The organism is Streptosporangium sp. G11 (genome assembly GCF_051192615.1).
GTDB lineage: Bacteria > Actinomycetota > Actinomycetes > Streptosporangiales > Streptosporangiaceae > Streptosporangium.
The window spans coordinates 24,168-46,332 of record NZ_JBPJUQ010000030.1 but is presented as its reverse complement, the minus strand read 5'-3'; the positions used below and the strand labels follow the sequence as shown (position 1 = coordinate 46,332).

Here is a 22,165-nt window from a genome sequence, read left to right as displayed (position 1 = left end):
CTTGACTATCGCATACGAGGCGGTTAGCGCCACCGAGCTTCTCGACGAGTACCGGCCGGGTTCCTCATCGATCTTCTCCTCTCCCCGGCACACCCTTCTCGCCGGAGGCGTCGCCGACGTGGTGGCGCCCGCCTGGACCATGCGGGAGCTGGCCGAACGCGTACGCGAGCACCGCGACCTGGTCGTCGGCGCGATCCCGTTCGACGACCCCGCCTCGGCACGGCTGATCACCCCGGTGCGCGCGCGCTGGGCCGACCCTTTCATCTCGGGCGAACCGCCACCCCGCGAGGCCACGCGGCCGTGGCGGATCACCCCCGTCCCCACCCCCTCGGACCATCTGGAGGGCGTACGGCGGGTGCTGGAGCTGCTCGGCACGGGCGCGGTGGAGAAGGTGGTGCTGGCCAGGTCGCTGGAGCTGACGAGGCCGGAGCCGGTCGACATCGCCGCGATGGTCCGGCGCCTGGCGGTCCGCGACCCGCACGGCCACGTCTTCGCGGTCGACCTTCCCGGCGGGCGGACCCTGGTGGGCGCCAGCCCCGAACTGCTGGTCTCCAGGGACGGGCCCGCCATCGTCGCCAACCCGCTGGCCGGCTCCGCCGCGCGCAGCGCCGACCCGGTGGAGGACCGCCGCCGGGCGGCGGCGCTGCTCTGCTCGGCCAAGGAGCAGCACGAGCACGCGGTCGTGGTCCAGGCCGTGGCCGCCGCGCTCGCCCCGCACTGCCGGGCGCTGAGCGTCCCGGCCGAGCCATCGCTGATCTGTACCTCGACCATGTGGCACCTGTCCAGCAGGATCACCGGGCGGCTCGGCGATCCGCGCACCACCGCGCTCGACCTGGCCGTCGCCCTGCACCCGACCCCCGCGGTCTGCGGGACGCCCGCCCTCGCGGCCCGCGCCGCGATCGCCCGCATCGAGCCCTTCGACCGGGGCTTCTACACCGGCATGGTCGGCTGGTGCGACGTCTCGGGAAACGGCGAGTGGGCGGTGGCGATCCGCTGCGCCGAGGTGACCGGCGACGGCATCCGGCTGTTCGCCGGCGGCGGGATCGTCACCGGCTCGGTCCCCGAGGAGGAGCTGGCCGAGACCTCCGCGAAGTTCCGCACCCTCCTGCAGGCCCTCGGCCTGGCCCCGGACCTCGACGTGGACCTGGACCTGGACACGAACGCGGTTTCCGGCATGGGAGCCGTCGCCGTCACCGGGGAGACGCCAGGGAGAGGACAGGCGTGACCGGCATCCCCCCGGGCCTGACGTCCGGCCCATGAACGCGGGGAACCTCCCGCCCTCCCGCTTCGGAGCCCCGGAACCTCCGGCTCCGAGGCTCCCGGAACACCGGCGCCTCACCCGGAGCGGGACCGGCCGCGGGCGAGGCGCCCGGCCGGGCCGTGCCCGCGCGGGCCCCGCCGGAGCACCCGCGCCACCGGGGACCGATGGGGCCGGTGAGACCCGCCGCGCCCGGTGACACCCCCAGCACGTCGAGACGCCGACAGAAAGCAGAAGGAGAGGCAGTCGTGGCCATACCCGCTATCACCCCCTATCCGATGCCCCGCGAGGACGAGATGCCCGTCAACCGCGTCTCCTGGACACCGGACGCCCGCCGGGCGGTGCTGCTCGTCCACGACATGCAGAACTACTTCGTGAACGCGTTCGCGCCGGGAACCTCGCCGATCGTGGAACTGGTCTCGGCGATCACCGGTCTTCGCGAGACGGCCTGGGAGCTGGGCGTCCCGGTGGTCTACTCGGCCCAGCCCGGCGGGCAGACCTCGGCCCAGCGAGGCCTGCTGGAGGACTTCTGGGGGGCCGGGGTCGGTGCCGACCCGAGCGCCCAGGAGATCGTCGCCGCGCTCACCCCCGGCCCGGACGACATCAGGCTCACCAAGTGGCGCTACAGCGCCTTCCACCGCACCCCGCTGCGCGCCCTGCTCGCCGAGCAGGGACGCGACCAGCTCATCGTCACCGGCATCTACGCCCACATCGGCTGCCTGATGACGGCCTGCGACGCCTTCATGGGTGATGTCGAGGTGTTCTTCGTCGCCGACGGGGTGGCCGACTTCTCCGCCGAGCACCACCGGATGGCCCAGACCTACGCGGCCGAGCGGTGCGCGGCGGTCCTGCCCGCCGTCCGCGTCCGGCGGCTGCTCGCCGCCTCGGCCGCGCACGCCGCCCGCTGAGCCGGAAGCCCGGCCGGGCTTTCGGCTCAGCGGGACCGGGCCCGCGGGCGAGGAACGGCGAAAGGAGCAGGCCGTCGCCGGAAAACCCGCGGGCGAGGACCGGCGGACGGAGCGGGCCGTCACCGGAGGGAAAACCCGCGAGGAGAGCCCCGCGCGAGGAACGGCGAAAGGACCGGCGGACGGAGCAGGCCGTTCCCGGAGGGAAACCCGCGAGGAGAGCCCCGCGGGTGAAGGTCAGGAGGTCAGCGGGCGGAGGCGGTGACCGGGCGCGGGACCCTGGGGATGCCGGTCAGCCGGTTCTGCTCGCGAAGGGTGCGCAGGCGGTTGACCTCGGCGGTCCACTCGGCGCCCTTCGGGGTGGCCCTGCCCTTGCGGCGGCGGATCCGGTCGTCGTACGACTTGATCCCGAACGTCGCGCGCTGGTTGGCCTCGGCCGCGCGCAGGGCCTCGGTGAGCGCCCTGTCGAAGGCCAGCCCGGCGGCCCGCAGCTCCTGCACGGGGGCCGCGGCGGCCTGCGCCCGGCGCACCTCGGCCTCCGCCTCGCGCGCCTTCTCCAGAAGCTCGGGGAAGCTCTTCCCGACCTCCTGGTCAGCGTGGTGACGAACCTCCGCCTCCCGGCTCACGCGCGGTCGGAAAAACGCCATCTTCTTCCCTCTCTCACCGGTCGCCGGGTCTCCTCCGGCAGATCACCGCTCGTAGCCTACGCGCTCCGCCCCCGCCCCACACACTCAGGGACCGGACCTCCCGCGAAGCGGCCCGGCCCACCGCGCGGCGGCGTCGCCGGCGAACGTTCCCTCCGTCCGGCGCGTCGTCCTTTACGCAGTAAGGTGAGCGGTGGCAGGATGCCACCCATGCCTGCCAAGCGACCGCCCGTCCCGCTCTCCAGGGAGCGCATCATCGACGCCGCCCTCCACATCGCCGACGGCCAGGGGCTCCGGCGCCTGACGATGCGGCGGCTGGGCGACGCGCTCCAGGTGGAGGCGATGGCCATCTACCACCACCTGCCACGCGGCAAGGACGCCCTCATGGACGCGCTGGCCGAGCACGTCACCACCGTCCACGCCGAGCCCGGCGAGAGCTGGCAGGAGAGCGCGAGGGCCTGGTGCCGGGCGAGCCGGGCCGCACTGAGGGAGCATCCCGGAGTGCTGGCCCTGGCCCTGACCAAGCCTCCGAGGGGCAGGGCGGCGATCGCGATCAGGGAGCAGACCGACCAGCTGGCCGAGGCGGGCCTGGCCGACGCGGCGGGGGCGGTACGGGCCCTTCGGGCCTACGTCTTCGGCGCCGTGGCGGTGGAGGTGCAGCAGTCGGGCTGGGCCGAGCCCTCGGGAGACGAGGACGAGCCCTGGCGTCCCCCCTCCAGGGGAGGCGGCGCCCCCGGGGCGGACACCGACTTCGAGCACGGCCTGGACGCACTCCTGACCGGGCTGGGCGCACGATGAACGCAGGGGGCCGGTAAGGGGTGGTCAGGGGGGTGCGGGAAACCCGTATCGGCGCACGTCAGCAACTTGTAACCGATCGTTTACCCGCTTGGCGGCGTGTTGCACTTGGTCGAATATCCTTATATGAGGCATGCTGTGTTATAGGTCACATCCCCTGATAAAGCCCTGACGGACTGACCCTCTACCAGTTCCTAAACAGTCCTAACGGGCTATGTCGCCGAGGTGCGATCGATCGCACACTTGATCTGCTTGATGTGCGGTCCTCGGTCTGTTAGGGGGCCGCATGGCCATATATCACAACATTCAGATGCTCGTCCCCGTCATACGTGGGAACGGAGACCCATCGGTGACGGTGCCGCCGGATGTCCGATGCCCACCCGTGCCCGGCGTGACCCGGGCGAGCCGACACGAGAGATCCGGAGGCACGCCGATGTGCCCGCACGAGCCGTCCTGTCCGTCCGCCGACGCGCTGGACCGCGAAGCCGCCCGCACCATGGCGGCCCACCCCGAGCAGGGCTGGAGCCTGCTCTGCAACGGTGTGGTGCTGTTCGACGACACCGGCGAGCTTCTCCCCGACGGTGCCGTCATCGAGCCGCACCGGCCACTGGCCGGCGTCGTCTGAGGACCGTCACACCCGACCGGTCACGCTGAGCGGGTGCGCCGGGCCAGGCCTCATCCTCGTGTCGAGCCACTCGGCGACCACCTCGCCCACCCTGGCGGGATTCCTCCCGAGGTCGTGACCCTCCCCCGGCAGCACCACCAGGCGCGCGGCATCCGCCGCCTCGGGCACGCCGAACGGGTCACGGTCTCCGTTCACCACCAGCACGTCCACACCCGCCGCGCGCAGCTCCCCGGCGCGTGACCGCTCCGGCTTCCCCGGCGGGTGCAGGGGGAACGCCAGCGCGACGACCGCGCGGGCCCCGACCCTCCCGGCCGTACGGCACGCGACCCTGGCCCCGTTGCTCCGCCCGCCCTGCGCCAGCGGCAGCCCCGGATAGCGCCCGCGCAGTCCGGTCACCAGCGTCTCCCACGCCTCGTCCTGCTTGACCGCCGACCCCGGCGCGCGGGCCCCGCGCACGCGAAACGGCTGGAGCACCCGCGCGACCGTCCCGCCGATCGCCGTCACGGCGTCCCGTACGGCCAGCAGGTCGGGGGCGTCCACTCCCCCGGCCGAACCGTGGGTGAGCACCAGCAGGAAGCGCGGGGCGGCCACCTCGTCGATCTCCACCAGAGCCGGGCCGTGCGGGGTCGTGATCTCCAGGGGCGGGGCCGCGCCCGCCGGGAGCCGGGATTCCGGCATGGCCCCCGGGGTGGAGGAGCCGGCGGGGGAAATGGACTCGGAGGTGGACACGGATCTCGTCCTAATGACTGATGCCTGGCGGCGGGACGGCGGGAACAATCGAAGCGTGCAGGACTATCAAGATATCCGCCAGGACATGCGCGCCACCGTCGAGGCCCGGCGCGACCTCGGCCCGGAGTACGAGACCGCCCTCATCGAGTCGTTCGTGTCACGCCTCGACGCGACCATCGCCCAGCGGGTGCGCGTCGAGATGCACGCCGCCGGGGTGCCCGGGGTCAAGCCGCGTAAGAGCACGAACTCCTCGATTCCGATCGCCCTCGGTTCGATGGGCATCGGGATCCCGCTCACCGGCATCGCGGCGCACACCTCCGGCACCGCCGGACTGCTGCTGGCCTGGGGCGGGATCGTCGCGATCAACTTCGCCCACGCCCTGAGCCGCTGGCGGGAGCGCGACTGACACCCGCCGGGCCCCACCCGGAACACCGCGGCCCGGCCCCGGAGGTTTCAGGGCCTTGGACATTCCAGGGCCTCAGAGGTCCCGGTCGAGGCGGAGGCGGACCTCTCCGGCGAGATCCTCGTCGGCGCTGTCCAGGCCGTAACGCCACACGCGCTCGGCGTCCTCGTCGCGCCCCCTGAGCGGGAGCGTGCGGGCCAGGAGCTCGATGGCCAGCGCGCCGGTCTCGACGTCGCCGCCCTCCTCGATCGCACCGGAGAACTCGGCGCAGGCCAGCTCCAGATGAGCGATGCCGAGCATCACCCGCAGCCTCGCCACCTCGGCCGCGTCGGGCACCGAGAGCGCCTCCAGGAGCACCTGGGCGGCCTCTCCCGGCTCCCCCTCCTCCAGGAGCGCCTCCGCCAGCCGCTGAGCGGCACGAGGAGCGATCTCCGGGTCGGCGGTGGCCAGCGCGTCGCGCAGCGACCGCTCGGCCTCCTCCTCGCTCGTGGCGAGCCTGGCGAGGGCCATGTGCGCCAGCGGGACGTAGGCGGGGTGGCCGACGCCCAGCGCGGCCTGCCAGGCGGCGCGGGCCTGGTCGGCCAGGTCCTCCCGCTCGAAGCTTCCCGCGAGCAGGCAGGCGGCCTGGGCGGCGAACTCGGGGTGCCCGGTCGCCAGCGCGGCGCGCGCGGCCGCGCGGGAGCCCGTCACGTCTCCGCTCTCCTCCAGCACCACCGCGAGACCCACCGCCGCCTGGGCCCGATCGGGCTCGGCGGGATCGGCGACCAGCTCGGCGAAGATCGTGGCTGCGCCCTCGAGATCGCCGGACTCGGCCAGTCTTCGCGCGGTGTCCAAGGGACGGGTGTCCACCTCAGGCATGCATGATCCTTCCGGATACGGAGACGCCCCGAGCCTAACGACTCGGGGCGCCGTCCGTCCTCCCGCATTCCCCGCGGATATCACGGTTCGCACGGCCTTTTGGGCCCCGGCGGGGCCCGGCGGGGATCAGTCCTCGTACGCCTCAAGGGGAGGGCAGGAACAGACCAGGTTGCGGTCGCCGTAGGCCTGGTCGATGCGGCGGACCGGCGACCAGTACTTGCCCTCGCGCACCGACGGCAGCGGATAGGCCGCCTCGGTGCGGGTGTAGGGGTGGCCCCACTCGTCGGCGACGAGGCTGTCGGCCGTGTGCGGGGCGTTGCGCAGCGGGTTGTCGGTCTTGTCGTACGCGCCGGAGGCGACCTTCTCGATCTCCTCGCGGATCGCGATCATCGCCTCGCAGAACCGGTCGAGCTCCGCCAGGTCCTCGCTCTCGGTCGGCTCGATCATCAGCGTGCCGGCCACCGGGAAGGACATGGTCGGGGCGTGGAAGCCGTAGTCGATGAGGCGCTTGGCCACGTCGTCGACCGTCACGCCGGTCTCCTTGGTGATCTGGCGCAGGTCCACGATGCACTCGTGGGCGACGAGGCCGCCGCGGCCGGTGTAGAGGACCGGGTAGTGGGGGCTGAGCCTGCGGGCCAGGTAGTTGGCCGACAGGATGGCCTGCTCGGTGGCCGCCTTCAGGCCGTCGGCGCCCATCATCCGGATGTAGGCCCAGGAGATGGGCAGGATGCCCGCGGAGCCGTACGGGGCGGCCGAGACCGGGCCCACCGCGCTGCCCTCGCGCAGCGGGTGACCGGGCAGGTAGTCGGCCAGGTGCGCGCGGACCGCGACAGGGCCGACGCCGGGGCCGCCGCCGCCGTGCGGGATGCAGAAGGTCTTGTGCAGGTTGAGGTGGGAGACGTCGGCCCCGAACTCCCCGGGCCTGGCCAGGCCGACCAGCGCGTTGAGGTTGGCGCCGTCGACGTAGACCTGGCCGCCGGCCTCGTGCACCAGCTCGCAGATCCGGACGATCGTCTCCTCGTACACGCCGTGCGTGGACGGGTAGGTCACCATGATCGCGGCAAGCTGGTCTCGGTGCTTGCCGATCTTCGCGACGAGGTCGTCGACGTCCACGTTTCCCTTGTCGTCGCAGGCGACGACGGCCACGCGCATACCCGCCATCACGGCGCTCGCGGCGTTGGTGCCGTGCGCGGACGAGGGGATCAGGCAGACGTCGCGGCCCGACTCGCCGCGCGCGGTGTGGTAGGCGCGGATCGCCAGAAGCCCGGCGAACTCGCCCTGGGAGCCGGCGTTCGGCTGGAGCGACACGGCGTCGTAGCCGGTGACCTCGGCCAGCCAGCGCTCCAGCTCCCCGATCAGCTCGATGTAGCCCGCGGCCTGGTCCTCGGGCGCGTAGGGGTGCAGCCCGGCGAACTCCGGCCAGGTGATCGGCTCCATCTCGGTGGTCGCGTTGAGCTTCATGGTGCAGGAGCCCAGCGGGATCATCGACCGGTCGAGCGCGATGTCCTTGTCCTGGAGCCTGCGCAGGTAGCGCAGCATGGCCGTCTCGGAGCGGTGGCTGTGGAAGACCGGGTGGGTCAGGTAGTCGCTGACGCGCGCCAGCGCGGCGGGCAGCGCGTCGTGGGCGGCGGCGTCGAGGTCGGCCAGCACGGTGCCGCTGACCTCGAAGGCGGCCAGGACCTGCTCCAGGTGGAGGAGCTCGGTCTTCTCGTCGCAGGTGACGCCCACGTGGTCGGCGTCGACCAGGCGCAGGTTGACGCCGTTGTCGCGGGCCGTGGCGACGATCCCCGCGGCGCGGCCGGGGACCCTGGCGAGCACGGTGTCGAAGAAGGTGTCGTGCACGATCTCGACGCCGCCCTGGCGCAGGCCCTCGGCGAGCACGACGGCGTGCCGGTGGGTGCGCCGGCCGATCCTGCGCAGGCCCTCGGGGCCGTGGTAGACGGCGTACATGCCGGCGATCACGGCGAGCAGCACCTGCGCGGTGCAGATGTTGCTGGTGGCCTTCTCGCGGCGGATGTGCTGCTCGCGGGTCTGCAGCGCGAGCCGGTACGCGGGGCGCTGGTCTGCGTCCTGGGAGACGCCGACCAGGCGGCCCGGCAGCTGGCGCTGGAGGCCGTCGCGGACCGCCATGTAGGCGGCGTGGGGGCCGCCGAAGCCGAGGGGGACGCCGAAGCGCTGCGAGGAGCCGACCGCGATGTCGGCGCCGAGCTCGCCGGGGGCGGCCAGCAGGGTGAGGGCCAGCAGGTCGGCGGCGGCGACCACCTGGGCGCCGCGCGCGTGGGCGGCGTCGGCGATGGCGCGGAAGTCGCGGACCCTGCCGCTGGCGCCGGGGTACTGCACGAGCACCCCGAAACACTCGGGGAGCTCGGCGGTGAAGTCGCTCTCGACCAGCTCGATGCCGAGCGGCTCGGCGCGGGTGCGCAGCACCGCCTTGGTCTGCGGCAGCGCGTCGGCGTCGACCACGAAGACCTTCGAGGGGACGCGGCCCGCGCGGCGGGCCAGCGTCATCGCCTCGGCGGCGGCGGTGGCCTCGTCCAGCAGGGAGGCCCCCGCGACGTCGAGGGCGGTCAGGTCGGAGACGACGGTCTGGAAGTTGATCAGGGCTTCCAGGCGGCCCTGGGAGATCTCCGGCTGGTAGGGCGTGTACGCGGTGTACCAGCCCGGGTTCTCCAGGAGGTTGCGGCGGATGACGCCCGGGGTGATCGTGTCGTGGTAGCCCAGACCGATCATCGAGGTGAGCACGGTGTTGCGACCGGCGAGGACCCGCAGCTCCGCGAGGGCCTCGGACTCCCCGGCCGCCGGGGGCAGGTTCAGCCGCCCCGAGGAACGGATCGCCTCGGGCACGGCCACCGCGACCAGGTCGGCGACGGAGGCGAATCCGACCGCCTCCAGCATGCGGGTCTGGCCGGCGTCGTCCGGCCCTATGTGGCGGGTCGCGAACGGCGGGGAGCTGAGCTCGCTGAGCGATGACAGGTCGGTCATTGGTGAAGCCTCCCGGGACGGGGTGGAGACCGGCGCTGGGCGCGGGCGTATGCCTGGTCTCCCCCTCTGTCATCACGACCGTCCTCACGCGTCGTGACCTGAGAGCTTCACCTGCCCTTGACGGGAGGCTTGCACCGTCGGTGAGTCGCGCCTGGCGAGCGCGCCTGCTTTCCAGAGTTGCCTCGTCCGTGCGGTACCGGGTGCCTGAGAGATTCCGGGGAGGTTGCTCCTTCGGCGCCCCGATCGCGGTCGGGGTCTCTCCCGCACAGGGTCAGTGGCAAGTCCGAGTTTACCCGGTTCGTCGTGCTCTGCGACGGCGGGCCAGCTCATCGGCCTGATGATCGCCTAAAGGGCCCTCGCCCGACTCCGCACGTTCGCCGGGCAGATCCGCGAGGGAGCCCTCCACCTCCTGCCACACCCGTCCCAGTGCTATGCCGAAGACTCCCTGACCGCCCTGGAGCAGGTCGATGACCTCGTTGGGCGAGGTGCACTCGTAAACGCTCACCCCGTCGCTCATCAGGGTGATCTGGGCCAGGTCGTTGACGCCCCTGTCGCGCAGGTGCTGCACGGCGATACGGATCTGCTGGAGGGAGACGCCGGTGTCGAGGAGTCGCTTGACGACCTTGAGGACCAGGATGTCGCGAAAGCCGTACAGCCGCTGGGAGCCGGAGCCGTGGGCGGCTCTCACGGTGGGCTCGACCAGGCCGGTGCGCGCCCAGTAGTCGAGTTGCCGGTAGGTGATGCCGGCCGCGGAACAGGCCGTGGGGCCCCTGTAGCCGATGTCGGCGGGCACCTTCACCGGTTGCCCGTCGAACAGCAGACCCTCTTCACCCGCGCGCTGACGTGCCGACTGGCGCCGTTCCGGGTCATCCTGATCGGCGTTTCTACCCTCGCCGCTGCTGACCGCCACGCGGACCTCCGGCTTTCTCTCATCCCACGGCCTGATCTGGGGGTTTACGCACGACCGCAGGTTTCACTTGCACCGTAGGACTGGGGCCAAGTCCAGTCAACGACCCCACTCGGCGCGTCGTGAAGCGTAAATGCACCGAAATTCCTACCCCGCGCGGCCGAAGTCCTCGGGCGTGATCGTGTCAAGGAACTCCCTGAACTTCTCCACCTCGTCCTCCTGGTCGTCGGGGATGATCACCCCCGCCTCCCGGACCACATCCTCACTCGCGAAGATACGTGCGCCGGTACGAAGTGCCAAGGCGATCGAGTCCGAGGGACGCGCGCTCACCTCGACCCCGTTGGAGAACACGAGATCCGCGAAGAAGATGCCGTCGCGCAGGGCGACGATGTTGACCGTGCTCAGCCGGACTCCGAGCCCCTCGAGCACGTCCCGGAACAGGTCATGGGTGAGCGGCCGGGGTGGTGGTTCCTCGGCCTGGGCCATGGCGATCGCCGTGGCCTCCGTCATGCCGATCCAGATAGGTAGGTAACGCTCCCCATGTGTCTCTTTCAGCAAGACGATCGGCTGGTTGGAGGGCATCTCAACTCGAACGCCCACGACCTCCATCTGCAACACGGGCTGCTCCGTCTTCGCTGGATTCCGACCGGTTTGTTCAACGTAACACTCGTGGGGGTACGAGTGCCTGGTCAGGTTCTCACCGGCCCAGGGCCCCACGAACGCCGGAACGCAGCAGCGAGGCGTGCAATTCCAGCAGCAGGCCGGAAATCTCCCTCGCCGTCTCGTCGGCCTGGTCGATCGCGCCCGGTCCGCGGCGGCGCAGCAGCGGGGCGACGGCCTGCTCCACCAGGCCCGCCTCGCGCTCGGCCGCGGCCTTGACCGCCCGCAGGTGGCGGGCGCGCAGGCCGAAGGCGGCCAGGGCTCCGACGCTGCGGGCCACGGCCAGCGCCTCGGCGTCGTAGTAGCGGGCCACCGCGGCCAGCAGGCCGTAGTCCTCCAGCTCGGCGAGGGTCTCCTCGTCGAGCTCGGCGGCGGCCAGCAGCTCCTCGCGGGTGAGCCTGATCTCGGGGGGCGCGTCGTCGGGGACGGCACGCGGCCGGGCGGCCGGACGCTCCTCGCGGTCGGCCGCCTCCAGATGATCCTTGATCACACGCAGCGGCAGGTAGCGGTCACGCTGCTCGCTGAGGATGTAACGGAGCCGCTCGACGTCGGCGTAGGTGAACTTGCGATAACCGGAGGGACTGCGCTCCGGCTCGATCAACCCCTCGCCCTCCAGGAAACGAATCTTGGAGATGCTGACGTCGGGGAACTCGCCCTGCAGGAGAGCGAGCACCTCCCCGATGCTCATGTGCGCACGAGCGGCCTGCGAGCTCATCATCCTCCAGCGGCACCGCGGGTGAGGAAGACGAGGCGGAACTTGCCGATCTGCACCTCGTCCCCGCCGTACAGCGGGACCTCCTCGATGCGCTCGCGGTTCACGTACGTGCCGTTCAGGCTGCCGACGTCGCGAACGGTGAAGACCCCGCCGCCGCGCCGGTAGAACTCCACGTGGCGGCGCGAGACCGTGATGTCGTCGAGGAAGATGTCACTCTCGGGATGGCGGCCCACGGTGGTGAGATCACTGTCGAGCAGGAATCGGCTGCCGGCGTTGGGACCGCGCATCGCGACCAGCAGCGCGGTGCCCGGGGGCAACTGCTCGACGGCCTGCCGTTCGGCGAGAAGCGTCTCACCTGTCTCCGCCTCGTAGGCCTCGATCCCGGAGAGGGAGATCGTCGATGTGCTGTCTCCGGGGGTCTCGGCTTTGGTAAGCGGCGACCCGCATCGTGAACAGAAACGGGCATCCTCAGGATTGGCATGACCGCACTGCGTGCAGTAGACGCTCGGCATCGATCGGCTCGGCCTCCTACCGCGAAGACGCGGCAACGGTGCTCAGTGATGCGCGCGCCTCGCTTCTTCGCTTCTCAAGGGTTTTCTCGGACTGCGAATGCCGCAACATACAGTGATGAGGCGCGAAGGTCAAGGCTGACGCTGAACCGCGGGTACGGTCGGTGACAAAGTTACAGTGGGGTACTGTCCCCGGTCCATGGCGCCGCGCTGTGTTTGTCGCAACCACTCGGCGTTTGTCGCGATCACTCGGCCAGAAACCCTCATCCGGCTCCTTTCCCGCCCGGCCCGCGGTTTCCCGCTCGCGGCCTCCCCGCCCGGCCCGGAGCCCTCTTTTCGGCTCTTTCCCCCTCACGCGGCCTCCGCCCGCCCGGGGCCCTCGCCCTTTACCGGATTCCCTGGATTCCCTGGGTTCCCCGCTCTCCCGCTTCCCCGTTCTCCCGCTTTCTCGCCGGGCTGGAGTTCTCATCCCCGCCCTTTCCCGCCCGGCCCGCGGTCCCGCTCGCGGCCTCCCCGCCCGGCCCGTGGTCCCCGCCCAGGGCCTCCCGCCGGGCCCCGGCTTCCAGAGCCTTCCCGCCCGGCCCGGAGCCCGCCGCTCAGGGCCTCCCACCCCGCGCCCGGGCCCGAGGGTTCACGGCCTCCTCTCGCGCCTCCTGCGGCACCGGCCGGGCCCGTCAGCCGCCCGCGGCCTCCTCGACCACCCGCGCCCAGTGCTCGATCAGGGTCTGCGCGGAGTCGACGTCGAACCCCTCGGCCCACAGGTGGGTGACCGCCTCCGTCGGGTCGGGCAGCACCAGGGTCCAGCTGCCGTCCTCGGCGACGACCCGCACCCCGTCGGTGGTGTCGATGCGGTAGTGCTCGGCGGCCTCGATGACCGAGCGCATCACCGCGCCCTTGGCCGCCCACGGGGTCGGCACGGTCCGGCGCAGCAGCTTGGCCTCGGGAATCCTGGCGTCGATCTGGCTGAGCGAGAGCCGGGTCCTGGCGACCAGGCCCAGCAGGCGCAGGAACACCGCCAGGCCGTCCACCGTGGGCCCGAACTCGGGCACGATGAAGCCGCCGCGCCCGTCGGCCGCGAAGATCATCTCTGGTCCTCTGGCGGCGGCGGTGAGCGCGTCGATCGCGGTGGAGGTCCACTCGGCCTGGACGCCGTGGAACCTGCAGACCTGCTCGGCCACCCGGGTGGTGGTGACCGGCAGCGCCACCCTGCCGCCGCGCCGCTCGGCGGCGACCAGGTCGAGCACCACCAGCAGGGCGCGCTCCTCGCTGATCAGCTGGCCCATCTCGTCCACCAGCGCGACCCGCTCCCCCACCGGGTCGAAGCGCACCCCGAAGGCCGCCCTGGAGGAGCTGACGAGCTCCGACAGGCGCTGCAGGTCGCGGCGGCGCTCGGCGAGCGTCTCGGTGGGCGAGGCGTCGTCCAGCCGGTTGTTGACGGTCAGCACGTCCACCCCGACCCGGCCCAGCAGGCTGGGCAGCACCAGGGAGGAGGTGCCTCCGGCGCAGTCGACCACGACCTTCATGTCGGCGTCGCGCACCCCGCTGATGTCGACCAGGCGCAGCAGCTCGTGCGTGTAGTCCTCCACCGCCCTGGCGGGGAAGCTCAGCTCGGCGATCTCCCCGGGGAAGGCACGGCGGAACTCCTGCCGGGAGAAGACCCGGTCCAGCTTGCGCTGGGCCGCCGGCGACAGGTCCGCGCCGTGCTCGTCCATGAAGACGATGTCGACGCTCTGCGGGTCGCCGGGCGTGGTGCGCAGCGCGATGCCGCCGACGGCGTTCTCCCTGGCGGTGTGGAAGCGGGCCACCGGGAGCGGGGACGCCTCCAGGTCGAGCACGTTGATCGCGCTGGCGTTCAGGGCGCTGATCACGGCCCGCTTCAGCGCCCGCGCGGCACGGGAGGAGTCGCGGGAGGTGATGACCGAGGCGCCCTTCTTCAGGGTGGTGGCGTAGGCGCTGGCCAGCCGTACGCACAGCTCGGGGGTGATCTCGACGTTGACCAGCCCCGAGACCCCCCGGGGGCCGAACAGGTTGCGCTGGGCGCGCGGCTCCCAGATGACGCTGTTGTTGATCACCGCCCCCGCCTCGATGGTCTTGAACGGGTAGATCTTGACGCCGGAGGAGATGTACGCCTCGGCCTCGATGATGCACTCGTCGCCGACGACGGCGCCCTCCTCGACCCTGGCGGCGGTCATCAGGTCGGTGTTCTTGCCGATCACGCAACCGCGCAGGTGGGCGCTGGGCCCGACGTAGACGTTGTCGTGGACGACCGCGCGGTGCAGGAAGGCGCCCTCCCTGACCACCGCGTTGCTGCCCAGCACCGTGTACTCGCGCAGCTCGGCCCCCGCCTCGACCTTGGCGTAGTCACCGATGTAGAGGGGGCCCTTGAGGACGGAGTCGGCGTCGATGGAGGCCCCCTCGGCCACCCAGATGCCCGGCGAGACCTCGAAGGCGTCGATCTCGACCTTGACCCGGCCCGACAGGACGTCGGCCTGGGCCTTGAGGTAGCTCTCGTGGGTGCCGACGTCCTCCCAGTAGCCGTCGGCCACGTAGCCGTACAGCGGGGCGCCGCGCTCCAGCAGTTTCGGGAACACGTCGCCCGACCAGTCGACGGACTCCCCGGACGCGATCTCGTCGAGGACCTCGGGCTCCATCACGTAGATGCCGGTGTTGGCGGTGTCGGAGAAGACCTGGCCCCAGGTCGGCTTCTCCAGGAAGCGCTCCACCCTGCCCTGGTCGTCGACGATGACGATGCCGAACTCCAGCGGGTTGGGGACACGCTTGAGCCCGATCGTGACCATCGCGTTGTTCTCGCGGTGGAAGCGGATCATGTCGGTCAGGTCGATGTCGGTCAGCGCGTCGCCGGAGATGACCAGGAACCGGTCGTCGCGGAGCCGGTCGGCGGCGTTCTTGACGCTGCCCGCGGTGCCGAGCGGCGTGTCCTCGGTGGCGTAGTACAGGCTCATGCCGAGCTCGTCGCCGTCGCCGAAGTAGTTGCGGACCAGGGCTGCCAGGAACTGCACGGTGACCACCGTCTCGGTGAAGCCGTGCCGCTTCAGGAGGCGAAGGACATGCTCCATGATCGGCCGATTGATCACGGGCAGGAGGGGCTTGGGCTGGTTCGCGGTCATCGGCCGGAGCCGTGTCCCCTCCCCGCCCGCCATGACGACGGCCTTCACGGATCACCTCTTAAGGCGTTTGGCCTCGCTTGTCAGCTGACGCACCTGTACCCAATACAGCACTCCGGACCACCAGTACAGGCCTGTGCCCCAGATGGCCAGGGACCAGCCGACGACCCGGGCCGCCTCGGCGTACCAGGAGGGATCGTGGGCCAGGAAGAGCAGAGGGAAGGCGTAGAGCAGGTTGGCGGTGGCGGCCTTGCCGAGGAAGTGCACGGGCAGCGCGGGACCGTACCCGAGACGGCGCAGGATGAGCGGGATGCCCAGCAGCATCACGTCGCGCAGCGGGATGGCCAGCGCCAGCCACCAGGGGATGATCTCGCGCATGGCGAGGCCGAACAGGGTCGCCAGGATGTAGAGGCGGTCGGCCAGCGGGTCGAGCAGGCGGCCGAGCCTGCTGGTCTGGTTCCAGGCACGGGCGATCTTGCCGTCGAGCCAGTCGGAGAACCCCGCCAGCATCAGCAGGGCGACGGCCCAGCCGTCGGCCTTCGGGCCCAGCACCAGCCAGAGGAAAACCGGCACCCCCAGGAGCCTGGCCAGGCTCAACGCGTTGGGGACCGTCCAAATTCGGTCTTCGGCCCCCGATGCTTCCGGATTCACCGGCTGATCTCCCTCCCCCTACCTGATGGTGACACTACTGCGTCGGGTGCGGCCGAGTGGATGGTGGGCGCGCGGGAGACGCGCTATCGTTCCGCTCGACCAACGCGGGAGCCCGGCGAACCGGGCTGAGAGGACGGCTGGAACAGCCGCCGACCGCCAGAACCTGCTCCGGGTAATGCCGGCGAAGGGAGTTTGCGCGATGATCGACGCGCGTATTTCCAGCTCAAAGATCTACCAGGGCGACCTGCGCGTCCCCATGCGCGAGGTGCGCCTGACCAACGGGGACGCGGTCACGCTGTACGACACCTCGGGCCCCTACACGGACCCGTCCGTGACCACCGACATCACCCGGGGCCTGCCGCGAGCGCGCGAGGAGTGGATCCTGGAGCGGGGCGACACGGCCCGCTACGGCGGCCGCCCCGGCGGTCCCGGCGACGACGGCTACCGCGACCGCGACGCCTGGGCCCGCGACCTCCGCTCCCTCGACGCGGTCTTCACCGGCCACGGCGACCGGCCGCTGCGCGCGACGGGGGCGCCGGTGACCCAGCTCGCCTACGCCCGGCGCGGGCTGGTCAGCCGGGAGATGGAGTTCGTCGCGGTCCGCGAGGGCGTGACGCCGGAGTTCGTCCGCGCCGAGGTGGCCGCCGGGCGGGCGATCATCCCGGCCAACGTCAACCACCCGGAGAGCGAGCCGATGATCATCGGCCGCAACTTCCTCGTGAAGGTCAACGCCAACATCGGCAACTCGGCCGTCGCCTCCACCATCGAGGAGGAGGTGGACAAGATGACGTGGGCGATCCGCTGGGGCGCCGACACGGTGATGGACCTGTCCACCGGGCGCAACATCCACACCACCCGCGAGTGGATCATCCGCAACTCCCCGGTGCCGATCGGGACCGTCCCGCTCTACCAGGCGCTGGAGAAGGCGGGCGGCAACGCGGCCGACCTGTCGTGGGAGATCTACCGCGACACCCTGATCGAGCAGTGCGAGCAGGGCGTCGACTACTTCACCGTCCACGCGGGGGTGCGCCTGGCCCATGTGCCGCTGACCGCGCGGCGCAGGACCGGGATCGTCTCCCGGGGCGGCTCGATCATGGCGGCCTGGTGCCTGGCGCACCACCGCGAGAGCTTCCTCTACGAGCGCTTCGCCGACATCTGCGAGATCATGGCCCGGTACGACGTGGCGTTCTCGCTGGGCGACGGCCTGCGCCCGGGCTCGATCTCCGACGCCAACGACGAGGCCCAGTTCGCCGAGCTCAGGACGCTGGGCGAGCTCACGGGGATCGCTCACGAGCACGACGTCCAGGTGATGGTCGAGGGGCCGGGCCACGTCCCCATGCACAAGATCAAGGAGAACGTCGACCTGCAGCGCGAGCTCTGCGACGACGCCCCGTTCTACACCCTCGGCCCGCTGACGACCGACATCGCGCCCGGCTACGACCACATCACCTCGGCCATCGGCGCGGCGATGATCGGCTGGTACGGCACGGCCATGCTCTGCTACGTCACGCCCAAGGAGCACCTGGGCCTGCCGGACAGGGACGACGTGAAGACCGGCGTGATCACCTACAGGATCGCGGCGCACGCGGCCGACCTCGCCAAGGGCCATCCGGGCGCGCAGGCCTGGGACGACGCCCTGTCCGACGCCCGGTTCGAGTTCCGCTGGGAGGACCAGTTCGACCTCTCCCTCGACCCCGCGACCGCCCGGTCCTTCCACGACGAGACGCTGCCCGCCGCCCCGGCCAAGACCGCGCACTTCTGCTCGATGTGCGGCCCGAAGTTCTGCTCGATGAGGATCAGCCACGATGTGCGCAGGTTCGCCGAGGAGCGCGGCCTGACCGACGCCGAGGCCCTGGAGGCCGGGATGCGGGAGAAGTCCGAGGAGTTCTCCCGTGAGGGCGGCCGGGTCTATCTGCCCGTGGAAGGCGCCTGAGACCCGGCGGGGCACGGGAGGACGCCCTCGACGGCGTCCTCCCGTGCCCTCGGGCCCGCGCCCGGTCCGGCCCGCTCCCACGGGCGGCCGGACCGGGCGGACGGCCGCGCGGGGAGGGCGTCCCGCCTCAGGACCGGCGTACGGCGGCGCGGGGTGACCAGGCCCAGACGAGCAGCGCCACGGTCAGGCCGAACAGGAGGAGACCGCTGGGCACGTGGGTGCCGAGCGCCTCCCAGCTGAAGTGCTGGCCCATGCCGATCAGGAACAGGCCGAGGCTGGCCAGGGCGGGCCAGCCCGCTCCCCGTCCCGGACGCCAGACCAGCACGGCCGCGACGATCTGCAGCAGGGCGATCAGGTGCACCACCATCCCGGCCATGACATGGGTCTCGCCCAGTTCTCCCCCGCTCTGCACGGCCTGGCCGGCGAACGAGGCGGCGACGACGAGCCCGGCGGCCTGGGCGACGACGAGGACGCGGACGCCGTACAGCAGGCCCGTGGAGACCGGGGGGCTCCGCGTCGGATCGGGCTGGGCGATGACCTCCCGCATGAGATGTGTCCTTTCTCAGGTGATCGGTTCGAAAGATGAGCGACTCGAAAGGCGATCGCTTCGAAGCACATCGTGACCGCGGGGTGCGGGCCGGGTCGTCAGCCTGGGGAATGACCTCGGGATCCACCGCGTGGCGGATTCCCCGCCGGAAGGCGCACGGAACCGGGCGCGAAACCTCGGCCGGGGCGACAGAGGCGCGCGGGAACCGGGGCGCGGACTTCCAGGGGCGGGGCGGTCCCGTCTCGCACCGGACCCCGGTCATCCTCCGGGAGAGGAGGGCTCCTCCTCCGGGCGGCCGTCAAGATCGGTCAGACGGCGTACTGCCCGGCTCCTCCCACCCTCTACGCTTCAAACCATGACCAATGACACCACGCTCTTTTTGGGGCAGTGGATCCGCTCGCCGGGCACCGTTGGAGCGGTGGCGCCGAGTTCGCGGCGGCTCGCCGAGGCGGTGGCCTCGCCGATCCCCCACCGGGGCGACCCGGTGATCGTCGAGCTCGGCCCCGGCACGGGCGCGTTCACGGCGGAGATCCAGCGCCGGCTGGGCGGCCGGGGGCACCACATGGCCGTCGAGATCAACCCGAAGCTGGCCGAGTTCCTGGCCGCCGGGAATCCGGGGGTGGACGTCGTGGTCGACGACGCGGCACGGCTGCCGCAGCTGCTCGAGGAGCGCGGCCTGTCCAAGGCCGACGCGATCGTGAGCGGGCTCCCCTGGGCCGCGTTCTCCGCGGAGACACAGGGCCGCCTGCTGGACGCAGTCACCGCGATCATGGGGCCGCACACGGCCTTCACCACCTTCGCGTACAGCTTCGCCAAGCGCCTTCCCCCCGCGCGGCGCTTCAGGAAGCGCCTGATCGACACCTTCGAGGAGGTCGTCGCGGGCCGGACGGTGTGGGGGAACGTGCCGCCGGCCTTCGTCTACCACGCGCGCAGGCCGCGCCTGGATCCCGCCCGGGAGGCCTGAACCCGCGGAGTCCGGGGCCGCGCTGCCGCAGAGATACCGAACTACGTTCTACGATTGCGCACGCAGCTAGAATGGAGTTGATCATCGTGGACTTCACCCTCCCCGAGAGTGCCATCGCCGTGCAGCGCGGCATCGGCGACATCTGCGCCCGCTACGACCTGGATTACTGGCAGCGGTGCGAGAGCGAGAAGCGCTGGCCGGAGGAGGTCTGGCAGGACCTGGCCAAGGGCGGCTGGCTCGGCCTGGCCGTGCCCGAGGAGTACGGCGGCGGCGGGCAGGGCCTGCTGGAGCTGGCCGTGGCCACGGAGACCCTGTCGGCCTCCGGCTCGGCCGGCGGCTCGGCGTTCACCTACGTGCTCACCCCCGGGTTCGGCGCCATGACCCTGGCCAGACACGGCAGCCGGTGGCAGCGCGACGAGCTGCTGCCCGGGCTGGCCACCGGCGAGCTGGAGACCTGCTTCGCGCTGACCGAGCCCGACGCCGGGTCCAACGCCCTGGGCATCTCCACCTTCGCCCGCCGCGACGGAGCGGAGTTCGTCGTCAAGGGGCAGAAGATCTGGATCACCGGCGTGCAGCGCGCCACCTGGATGCTCCTGGTCACCAGGACCATCCCGGCCGCCGAGGCCAAGCCCCGCTCCAACGGCCTGACCATCCTGCTGGTGAACGTCCCCGAGGCCGTCGCGGCCGGGCAGCTGTCCTTCCAGCCGATCCCGAAGATGGGCGCCAACACCACCCCGTCCAACATGGTCTTCATCGACGACCTGCGGGTCCCGGAGAGGAACGTCGTCGGCGAGGTCGACCAGGGCGCGCTGGTGCTGTGGGACATCCTCAACCCCGAGCGCGTCCTGCTGGCCGCCTCCGCGCTCGGTGGCGCCGAGGTGGCGCTGCGGGTGGCCGTGCAGTACGCCAAGGAGCGCGAGGTCTTCGGCCGCCCGATCGGCGCCAACCAGGCCATCGCCTTCCCCCTCGCCCAGGTCAAGGCCAAGATCGAGCTGGCCAGGCTGATGCTCTACAAGGCCGCCTGGCTGTTCGACAGGCAGCTTCCCTGCGGCACCGAGGCCAACATCGCCAAGCTGACCGCCTCGCAGGCCGCCTGGGAGGCGGCGGACCACGCCTTCCAGACGCACGGCGGCATGGCCTACTCGCTGGAGTACCCGGTGGCCCGCCTGCTGGCCGACGCCCGCATCGGCAAGGTCGCCCCCGTCACCGAGGAGCTCCTGCTCAACTACCTGGCCACCCAGGTGCTCGGGCTGCCCAGAAGCTTCTGACCGGGTTGCCCGGCGGCGGGCACGGGAAGACCTCGGTGACAGGACGAACACGAGGAGTAGCCGATGTCCGCGTACGCCAGCACAGTGATCAACGCCTCCGCCGACGAGGTGTGGAAGTACCTGAGGGATTTCGGCAACCCGGCGGAGTGGGTGCCGGGGATAACCGGCTGCGAGATCGAGGGCGGCGGGAAATCCCTGCCGGGCGCGGTGCGCAGGCTGGAGGGCCCCGGCGGAACCTTCAGGGAGCGGCTGCTCGCCCTCGACGACGTCTCGCGCTCGGCGGCGTACGAGATCCTGGAGAGCCCGCTGCCGGTCCGCGACTACCGGGCGTTCTACCGTGTCGCGCCCGTCACCGACAGCGGGAGCGCGTTCGTCGAGTGGTCGGCCACCTTCGAGGCCGACGACATGGCGAAGATCGAGGAGTTCGTCACCCGCCAGGTCTTCGAACCCGGCCTGGCCTCCCTGCACAAGTGCCTCTGACCGGGCGCCGCCCCCCCGGACGACCATGTCGTACGGATCCGGGCGGCGCCCGGCAACGGGTCCCGCCCCACCGCTCATCGCGGGATCCCGCCTCGCCGGAAGGCCTCCGCTCACCGGAAGAACCCCGCTCACCAGAAGGCCTCCGCTTACCGGAAGGCCTCCGCGAGACGGGCCGCGGCGTACTTGCGAGCCTCGGTCGCCTGGTCGAAGAAGCCCGGCAGGCCGAAGAAGCCGTGGATGGCCCCCTCGTACCTCCTGGCCTCGACCGGCACCCCGGCCGCCGCGAGCTGGGCGGCGTACTCCTCGCCCTCGTCGCGGAGCGGGTCACACTCGGCGGTGATCACTGTCGCCGGAGCCAGGCCCGACTTGTCGGCCAGCCGGGCCGGGGCCAGCCGGGGGTCGGCCGGGTCACCGCCGTACTGCTCGATGAACCAGGCCATCTCGTCGGCGCCGAGCCCGAAGCCGGAGGCGTAGGCGCGGTAGCTCTCGGTGTCCATGGCCACGTCGGCCACCGGGTAGACGAGCAGCTGGTGGACCAGCCGGAGCCCGGCGTCCCTGGCCTGCCAGGCGGCCACGGCCGCGACGTTGCCCCCGGCACTGTCGCCGCAGACCGCGACGCGCTCGGGGTCAGCGCCGTAGGCGCCGGGGCGGGCGAAGACGTCCTGGACGACGCTCCAGGCGTCGTCGGCGGCCGCGGGGAAGGGATGGTGGGGCGCGAGCCGGTAGTCGACCGAGATCACGACCGCCCCGTTGCGCACCGCGAGGTCGCGGCCGAGGGCGTCGTTGCGCTCGACGCTCCCGAAGACCCAGCCTCCGCCGTGGAAGTAGACGATCGAGGGAAGGGGACGGTCACCCTCCTCGGGCCGGTAGACCCGGACGGGCACGCCCGCGGCGACGCCGTCCCTGACCACCGGGAGGGGGATGATCGGGCCACGCTGCTCGGCGAAGCCGTCGAGGGCCCGCAGCTCTTCGATCATCTCGGGTGTGAGCGTGGAGAGGGACGCTCCGAGGTCCGTCGGGAAGAGCTTCAGGTAGGCCTCGGCCTGCGGATGCAACGGCATGATCGGCACTTTACCCGCCGGGCCCCGGACGTGGCGGCCCCTGAGCCCCGCGCCGAACATCGGCGCCGGACGTCAGTGGCTGAGCATCGGCGCCGGACCTCACCGGCAAACGTCACCGGCGGACGTCGGCACCAGACGCCGGTGAC

Annotated in this window: 21 protein-coding genes and 2 riboswitches; of the genes, 9 read left to right on the top strand and 12 right to left on the bottom strand. The window is 71.6% G+C overall.

Annotation, left to right across the window (positions count from 1 at the left end):
• The first annotated feature begins 1 nt into the window (after position 1).
• Positions 2 to 1,225, top strand: coding sequence for an isochorismate synthase (locus ACSDR0_RS25850; protein ID WP_435291466.1), 1,224 nt, complete (start codon positions 2 to 4; stop codon positions 1,223 to 1,225).
• A gap of 281 nt (positions 1,226 to 1,506) precedes the next feature.
• A complete protein-coding gene (locus tag ACSDR0_RS25845) occupies positions 1,507 to 2,166 on the top strand; it encodes an isochorismatase family protein (RefSeq protein ID WP_435291465.1) in 660 nt (219 codons plus the stop codon).
• Positions 2,167 to 2,408: 242 nt separating this feature from the next.
• On the opposite strand, the gene ACSDR0_RS25840 is transcribed toward ACSDR0_RS25845, so the two are convergent.
• Positions 2,409 to 2,810: a hypothetical protein gene (locus ACSDR0_RS25840; protein WP_435291464.1), complete on the bottom strand. Its 402-nt coding sequence runs from the start codon at positions 2,808 to 2,810 to the stop codon at positions 2,409 to 2,411.
• 207 nt (positions 2,811 to 3,017) lie between these two features.
• On the opposite strand from ACSDR0_RS25840, the gene ACSDR0_RS25835 reads away from it, so the two are divergent.
• Both ACSDR0_RS25835 and ACSDR0_RS25830 read left to right on the top strand, forming a co-directional pair.
• Positions 3,018 to 3,605, top strand: a complete 588-nt coding sequence (locus ACSDR0_RS25835; protein WP_435291463.1) for a TetR/AcrR family transcriptional regulator C-terminal domain-containing protein — start codon at positions 3,018 to 3,020, stop codon at positions 3,603 to 3,605.
• A 430-nt stretch (positions 3,606 to 4,035) separates the two neighbouring features.
• Positions 4,036 to 4,227, top strand: coding sequence for a DUF5999 family protein (locus ACSDR0_RS25830; protein WP_329094021.1), 192 nt, complete (start codon positions 4,036 to 4,038; stop codon positions 4,225 to 4,227).
• Positions 4,228 to 4,233: 6 nt separating this feature from the next.
• On the opposite strand, the gene ACSDR0_RS25825 is transcribed toward ACSDR0_RS25830, so the two are convergent.
• Positions 4,234 to 4,905 (bottom strand): alpha/beta hydrolase family protein, encoded by a 672-nt coding sequence (locus ACSDR0_RS25825; protein WP_435291518.1) that lies wholly within the window; start codon positions 4,903 to 4,905, stop codon positions 4,234 to 4,236.
• Positions 4,906 to 5,011: 106 nt separating this feature from the next.
• On the opposite strand from ACSDR0_RS25825, the gene ACSDR0_RS25820 reads away from it, so the two are divergent.
• On the top strand, positions 5,012 to 5,362 hold the full coding sequence (locus ACSDR0_RS25820; RefSeq protein WP_435291462.1) for a hypothetical protein: 351 nt from the start codon (positions 5,012 to 5,014) through the stop codon (positions 5,360 to 5,362).
• A 72-nt stretch (positions 5,363 to 5,434) separates the two neighbouring features.
• On the opposite strand, the gene ACSDR0_RS25815 is transcribed toward ACSDR0_RS25820, so the two are convergent.
• From ACSDR0_RS25815 to ACSDR0_RS25780, 8 genes are all read right to left on the bottom strand, one after another.
• On the bottom strand, positions 5,435 to 6,217 hold the full coding sequence (locus ACSDR0_RS25815) for a tetratricopeptide repeat protein (RefSeq protein WP_435291461.1): 783 nt from the start codon (positions 6,215 to 6,217) through the stop codon (positions 5,435 to 5,437).
• A gap of 126 nt (positions 6,218 to 6,343) precedes the next feature.
• The gene (gene gcvP, locus ACSDR0_RS25810; RefSeq protein ID WP_435291460.1) at positions 6,344 to 9,199 is read right to left on the bottom strand and encodes an aminomethyl-transferring glycine dehydrogenase; all 2,856 of its coding nucleotides are present in this window, start codon (positions 9,197 to 9,199) and stop codon (positions 6,344 to 6,346) included.
• 181 nt (positions 9,200 to 9,380) lie between these two features.
• A riboswitch (glycine riboswitch) is annotated at positions 9,381 to 9,473 on the bottom strand.
• A gap of 15 nt (positions 9,474 to 9,488) precedes the next feature.
• Positions 9,489 to 10,109 carry a MerR family transcriptional regulator gene (locus ACSDR0_RS25805; protein ID WP_435291459.1) on the bottom strand — a complete coding sequence of 207 codons (621 nt, stop codon included), beginning with the start codon at positions 10,107 to 10,109 and terminating at the stop codon, positions 9,489 to 9,491.
• A 144-nt stretch (positions 10,110 to 10,253) separates the two neighbouring features.
• The gene (locus tag ACSDR0_RS25800) at positions 10,254 to 10,724 is read right to left on the bottom strand and encodes a bifunctional nuclease family protein (protein WP_326639501.1); all 471 of its coding nucleotides are present in this window, start codon (positions 10,722 to 10,724) and stop codon (positions 10,254 to 10,256) included.
• 79 nt (positions 10,725 to 10,803) lie between these two features.
• Positions 10,804 to 11,454 (bottom strand): transcriptional regulator FtsR, encoded by a 651-nt coding sequence (ftsR, locus tag ACSDR0_RS25795; protein WP_435291458.1) that lies wholly within the window; start codon positions 11,452 to 11,454, stop codon positions 10,804 to 10,806.
• Positions 11,455 to 11,480: 26 nt separating this feature from the next.
• Positions 11,481 to 11,993, bottom strand: coding sequence for an FHA domain-containing protein (locus ACSDR0_RS25790; RefSeq protein WP_329079681.1), 513 nt, complete (start codon positions 11,991 to 11,993; stop codon positions 11,481 to 11,483).
• Between the two features lie 671 nt (positions 11,994 to 12,664).
• Positions 12,665 to 15,166, bottom strand: coding sequence for a sugar phosphate nucleotidyltransferase (locus tag ACSDR0_RS25785; protein ID WP_435291457.1), 2,502 nt, complete (start codon positions 15,164 to 15,166; stop codon positions 12,665 to 12,667).
• A 3-nt stretch (positions 15,167 to 15,169) separates the two neighbouring features.
• A complete protein-coding gene (locus ACSDR0_RS25780) occupies positions 15,170 to 15,766 on the bottom strand; it encodes a CDP-alcohol phosphatidyltransferase family protein (protein ID WP_435291456.1) in 597 nt (198 codons plus the stop codon).
• 94 nt (positions 15,767 to 15,860) lie between these two features.
• Positions 15,861 to 15,973: riboswitch (TPP riboswitch) on the top strand.
• Between ACSDR0_RS25780 and thiC the strand changes: the two genes are divergently transcribed.
• Positions 15,966 to 17,699: a phosphomethylpyrimidine synthase ThiC gene (thiC, locus tag ACSDR0_RS25775; protein WP_435291455.1), complete on the top strand. Its 1,734-nt coding sequence runs from the start codon at positions 15,966 to 15,968 to the stop codon at positions 17,697 to 17,699. It overlaps the preceding riboswitch by 8 nt.
• A 127-nt stretch (positions 17,700 to 17,826) precedes the next feature.
• Here thiC and ACSDR0_RS25770 read toward each other — a convergent pair whose 3' ends face one another.
• A complete protein-coding gene (locus ACSDR0_RS25770; protein WP_435291454.1) occupies positions 17,827 to 18,246 on the bottom strand; it encodes a hypothetical protein in 420 nt (139 codons plus the stop codon).
• A gap of 355 nt (positions 18,247 to 18,601) precedes the next feature.
• Here ACSDR0_RS25770 and ACSDR0_RS25765 point away from each other — a divergent pair, with 355 nt between their 5' ends.
• The 3 genes from ACSDR0_RS25765 to ACSDR0_RS25755 all read left to right on the top strand — a co-directional run bounded on the left by ACSDR0_RS25765 (position 18,602) and on the right by ACSDR0_RS25755 (position 20,958).
• The gene (locus ACSDR0_RS25765; protein WP_435291453.1) at positions 18,602 to 19,210 is read left to right on the top strand and encodes a class I SAM-dependent methyltransferase; all 609 of its coding nucleotides are present in this window, start codon (positions 18,602 to 18,604) and stop codon (positions 19,208 to 19,210) included.
• A gap of 71 nt (positions 19,211 to 19,281) precedes the next feature.
• Positions 19,282 to 20,478 carry an acyl-CoA dehydrogenase family protein gene (locus tag ACSDR0_RS25760; protein ID WP_435291452.1) on the top strand — a complete coding sequence of 399 codons (1,197 nt, stop codon included), beginning with the start codon at positions 19,282 to 19,284 and terminating at the stop codon, positions 20,476 to 20,478.
• A 63-nt stretch (positions 20,479 to 20,541) separates the two neighbouring features.
• Positions 20,542 to 20,958 (top strand): SRPBCC family protein, encoded by a 417-nt coding sequence (locus ACSDR0_RS25755; RefSeq protein ID WP_435291451.1) that lies wholly within the window; start codon positions 20,542 to 20,544, stop codon positions 20,956 to 20,958.
• Between the two features lie 146 nt (positions 20,959 to 21,104).
• On the opposite strand, the gene ACSDR0_RS25750 is transcribed toward ACSDR0_RS25755, so the two are convergent.
• Complete coding sequence (locus tag ACSDR0_RS25750; RefSeq protein WP_435291450.1) at positions 21,105 to 22,019, bottom strand: alpha/beta hydrolase; 915 nt, start codon at positions 22,017 to 22,019, stop codon at positions 21,105 to 21,107.
• Positions 22,020 to 22,165 lie beyond the last annotated feature (146 nt).